General features: G+C 72.5%; 4 protein-coding genes. 1 reads left to right on the forward strand and 3 read right to left on the reverse strand.

All coding sequences use genetic code 11. The features are described 5' to 3' along the window. Positions 1-139: 139 nt before the first annotated feature. From ACTIGN_RS16925 to ACTIGN_RS16935, 3 genes are read right to left on the reverse strand one after another with little or no spacing between them, the layout of a single operon-like run. On the reverse strand, positions 140-376 hold the full coding sequence (locus ACTIGN_RS16925) for a lipoyl domain-containing protein (RefSeq protein ID WP_439625913.1): 237 nt from the start codon (positions 374-376) through the stop codon (positions 140-142). Further along, positions 373-1,278: a lipoyl synthase gene (lipA, locus tag ACTIGN_RS16930; protein WP_439625915.1), complete on the reverse strand. Its 906-nt coding sequence runs from the start codon at positions 1,276-1,278 to the stop codon at positions 373-375. Before lipA ends, ACTIGN_RS16925 begins: the two co-directional genes overlap by 4 nt. After that, on the reverse strand, positions 1,256-2,002 hold the full coding sequence (locus ACTIGN_RS16935; protein WP_439625917.1) for a lipoyl(octanoyl) transferase LipB: 747 nt from the start codon (positions 2,000-2,002) through the stop codon (positions 1,256-1,258). Before ACTIGN_RS16935 ends, lipA begins: the two co-directional genes overlap by 23 nt. A 112-nt stretch (positions 2,003-2,114) precedes the next feature. On the opposite strand from ACTIGN_RS16935, the gene ACTIGN_RS16940 reads away from it, so the two are divergent. After that, positions 2,115-3,803, forward strand: coding sequence for a hypothetical protein (locus ACTIGN_RS16940; RefSeq protein WP_439625919.1), 1,689 nt, complete (start codon positions 2,115-2,117; stop codon positions 3,801-3,803). The last annotated feature ends 49 nt before the right edge of the window (positions 3,804-3,852 follow it).

Raw genomic sequence — 3,852 nt, forward strand, 5'->3', positions numbered from 1 at the left:
CCTACAAACCAATAACAAATCTCTGGTAGGGGCCGCCCTCCGTGGCGGCCCGCCAGCCGCGTCCGACTTCAACCAATCAACGCCGTATTGCAAACAGGGGGCCGTTTCGATCGTGCCTTCCTCGGCATTGATCGCGCGGCTAAGTATCCGCTTCGATCCACCCCAGGGTCTGGCCCGGGGCCAGGGCGTCGTTCGGGAAGGCGAGTTGCTCGGCGAGCGTGCCGGACGCCGGGGCGTGGACGTCGAACGTCGCGCCGGGGATCAGCACCTCGGCCACGCGGTCGCCCTCGACGAGCCGGTCGCCGGGCTTCACGTACCACAGGCTGAACGTCGCCCGCGGCGCGCCGAGGGCCGGGAGCGTCAGCGCCGCCCTCACGCGGGCACCATGTCGCCGGCGTGGTAGCTCGACCGCACGAACGGCCCCGCCACCACCTTGCGGAACCCGAGCAGCCGGGCGCGGGCCGCGATCGAATCGAACTCCTCGGGCGGGACGTACCGGGCCACCGGGATGCTGTGCTTCATCGTCGGCGCGAGGTACTGGCCGAGGGTGACCACGTCGCACCGGATCGCCCGCAGGTCGGCCAGCACGTCGAACAACTCGTCGATCGTCTCGCCGATGCCGAGCATGAGGCCGGCCTTGGTGACGACGTGCGGGGCGCGCTGCTTCACGCGGTCGAGCAGGTCGAGGCTGCGGCGGTACTCGGCCCGGCCGCGGGCGACGCGGTACAGCCGCGGGACCGTTTCGAGGTTGTGGTTGAACACGTCCGGGCTCACGTCGGTAACGCGGTCGATCGCGGCCCGGTCGCCCATGAAGTCCGGCGTGAGCACCTCGACCGCCGCGCCCGGGAGCCGCCCGCGAACGGCCAGCACGCACCGGGCGAAGTGGTCGGCCCCGCCGTCGGGCAGGTCGTCGCGGGTCACGGAGGTGATGACGACGTGCTTCAGGCCGAGCCGGGCGGACGCCTCGGCGACGCGGGCCGGTTCGTCGTCCTCGACGTGCAGCGGCTGGCCCTTGGGGACCGAGCAGAAGCTGCACGGGCGGGTGCAGACGTTGCCCAGCACCATGAACGTGGCGGTGCGGTGCGACCAGCACTCGGGCCGGTTCGGGCACTTGGCGTTCTCGCAGACCGTTTCGAGCTTGAGGTCTTCGAGCAGGTTCTGCGTGAAGGCGTTCCCGTTCCCGGCGGGGAGCGGCCGCTTCAGCCACGGGGGGAGCCGGCCGCCGGTGCGCTCCGGGGGCGGGGCGGGCGGGGCGTCAAGGACGGTGAGCTGCAGCATGTCGCGTGGGTTGGTAAGGCGCTCTTGGGAGCGAGTGGAAGACGGAAACCCGATCGAACCCGAACCGGTCCGCGACCAGTTCGACGAGCCGCTGGCGGACCCCCGCGACCCGGACCCGGTGCCCCGACTCGCGGGCCAGGGACGTCATCGGGAGCGGGTCGCCGTCGCACCGCACGTCGCGGAACGGCCCCAGGTCCGGGTCGGCGTTCACGACCAGCCCGAAGCAGCTCACGCCCCGGCGGACCGCGGCCCCGACGTGAACGAGCCGCCGGCCGCGGACCATGATGCCAGGATGCTGGGGATCGGGCTCGCCGGCAACCCCGTACTCCCGGAGCAATTCGAGTGCGACGCCTTGGAGGTGTTCGAGGTACGCGCCGGCGGTGAGGCCGAGCGCGTCGAGGGAGAGGACCGGGTAGCACGCGACCTGCCCCGGCTGGTGCAGCAGCACCCCGCCCCCGCGGCTCACCCACCGCACCGCCCACCCGCGGGCGTTCAGCTCCTCGGGGTTCGGGCGCACGTGGGACCGGCTCCCCTCGCGGCCGACGGTCACCCCGGCCGGGTGCTCGCACACGAGCAGCGCCGCCGTGGATGGGTCGCCGCTGATGTCGTATACCAGCCGACGCTGAAGGGCCAGCAGTGCGTCGAACGGGAGCGACCCGAGCAGGTACGCGTTCAGCGCCCGCCCCGGCTCCGGTTGCTCGCGTGTGTGTGGTGCGTTCGTCACCGCTCTCGCCGCCCGGTTTCGTGTTTCGAGTTTCAGGTCGCGAGTTCCCGTCTTCCCACTGGGAACGTGAACCTCGGAACTCGAAACTTCACCCACCGGTATTTTAGCACGCATGCCCGCCGACTCACAGGCCGACTGGCGCACCCGGGCCGGCGGCCTGCTCGCGGCCCCGTGGGTCCTCGCGCTCGTCGTCACGGTCGCGAACGCCGCGAAGCCGGTCCTCGTCGACGACACCGCGTACCTCGCCTACGCCCGGCAGGTCGCGGCGCACCCCGGCGACCCCTACGGCTTCGTGATGTTCTGGTGGACGGTCCCCGAGCCGGCGATGACCGTGCTCGTGCCGCCGGTCGTGCCGTACTGGCTCGCGGTCAACGTCGCCGCATTCGGCGAGTACCCGTGGTTGCTGAAGTTGTGGTTGTACCCGTTCGTGTGGGCGCTCGCGTGGGCGCTGCGGGAGCTGCTGCGCCGGTTCGCGCGCGGCACCGAGGCCCGCGTGCTGCCGCTCCTCGTTCTGTCACCGGCCGTACTGCCGACGGTGAACCTGATGCTCGACGTCCCGGCGCTCGGGCTGGGGCTCGCGGCCGTCGCGGTGTTCGCCCGCGCCGCGGACCGGGCGTCGTGGCGGCTTGCGGTCGCGGCCGGGGCGCTCGCGGCGCTCGCGATGCAGACGAAGTACACGGCGCTGCTCGTCCCGCCCGCACTGCTGTGGTACGGCGTCACGCACCGGCGAATCGGGCTCGCGCTCGTGGCGGTCGCGGTCGCGGTCGCCGGGTTCGCCGCGTGGGAAGCGTTCCTCGTCGCGCAGTACGGGCAGTCGCACTTCCTGTTCCACCTCAACGAGCGGCAGAGCGCGACCGCGACGCTGGCCGAACACCTCCAGAAGAAGGCCGACCTCGCGCCGCCGCTCGCGGGGCACCTCGGGTGCCTCGGAATCGGCGTCACGCTGCTCGCCGCGGTGGTTCTCGGCGTGCCCCGAACGGTGGTCGCGGCCGCGGCGCTGCTGTGGGCCGCGTGCTCCGCCCGGATCGTGTTCGCGCAGCCGAGCGGCGTGAGCGTCGCGACCTTCTGGCAGTCGTTCGGCTGGCTGTTCCTGCTCGGGCTGGCACTCTGTGCGCGGCCGCTCGTGTTCCGGCGCGGGGTGCGGGTCCGGTGGAGCGGCGACGCGGCGTTCGTCGTCGGGTGGGTGCTCTTGGAGGTGGCGGGCTACTTCGCACTGACGCCGTTCGCGGCCGCCCGCCGGGTGATCGGGCTCGCGCTCGTCGGCGGCATCCTCGTCGCGCGCCTCATGAGCCGCGTCGGGCGCTCGCGCCCGCACCGCCGGCCGCCGGGGTGGGTGTTCGGCTTCGGCGTCGCCGCCGGGGCCGCGGTCGCGGCGCTCGACACGCTCGACGCCTTCCCCGAGAAGGCGTGCGCCGAACGCGCCACCGAAATCGTCGCAGCGCAGCGCCCGACCGGGACGGTGTGGTCCGCCGGGCACTGGGGCTTCCAGTTCTACTGCGAGCGCGCCGGGATGAAGCTCGTGGTGCCGGGCGGGTCGGTGCTGCAGCCCGGGGACGTGCTCGTGCTGCCGGCGTACCCGAACGGGGACGAGTTGTTCCGACCGCACGCGGGCACGGTGCCGCTCACCCCGCCGCCGTGGGCCGCGGTCGCCGTCGCCGAAGTGGTATGGGACGACGCGATCGCCGGGCAGACGATCGCAAACTTCTACGCGGGGTATAACCCGATCGAGGGCCGCCGGCACCCGCGGCTGCGGGTGGTGGTGTACCGGGTCGTCGCGCCGTGGGCGGTCCCGAGGGAGTGACACCGAATCGCAGGGATTCGTTTCTTTGTTGGTGGGGCAGGCATTCTTG

Source organism: Gemmata sp., from assembly GCF_051859125.1.
Lineage (GTDB): Bacteria > Planctomycetota > Planctomycetia > Gemmatales > Gemmataceae > Gemmata.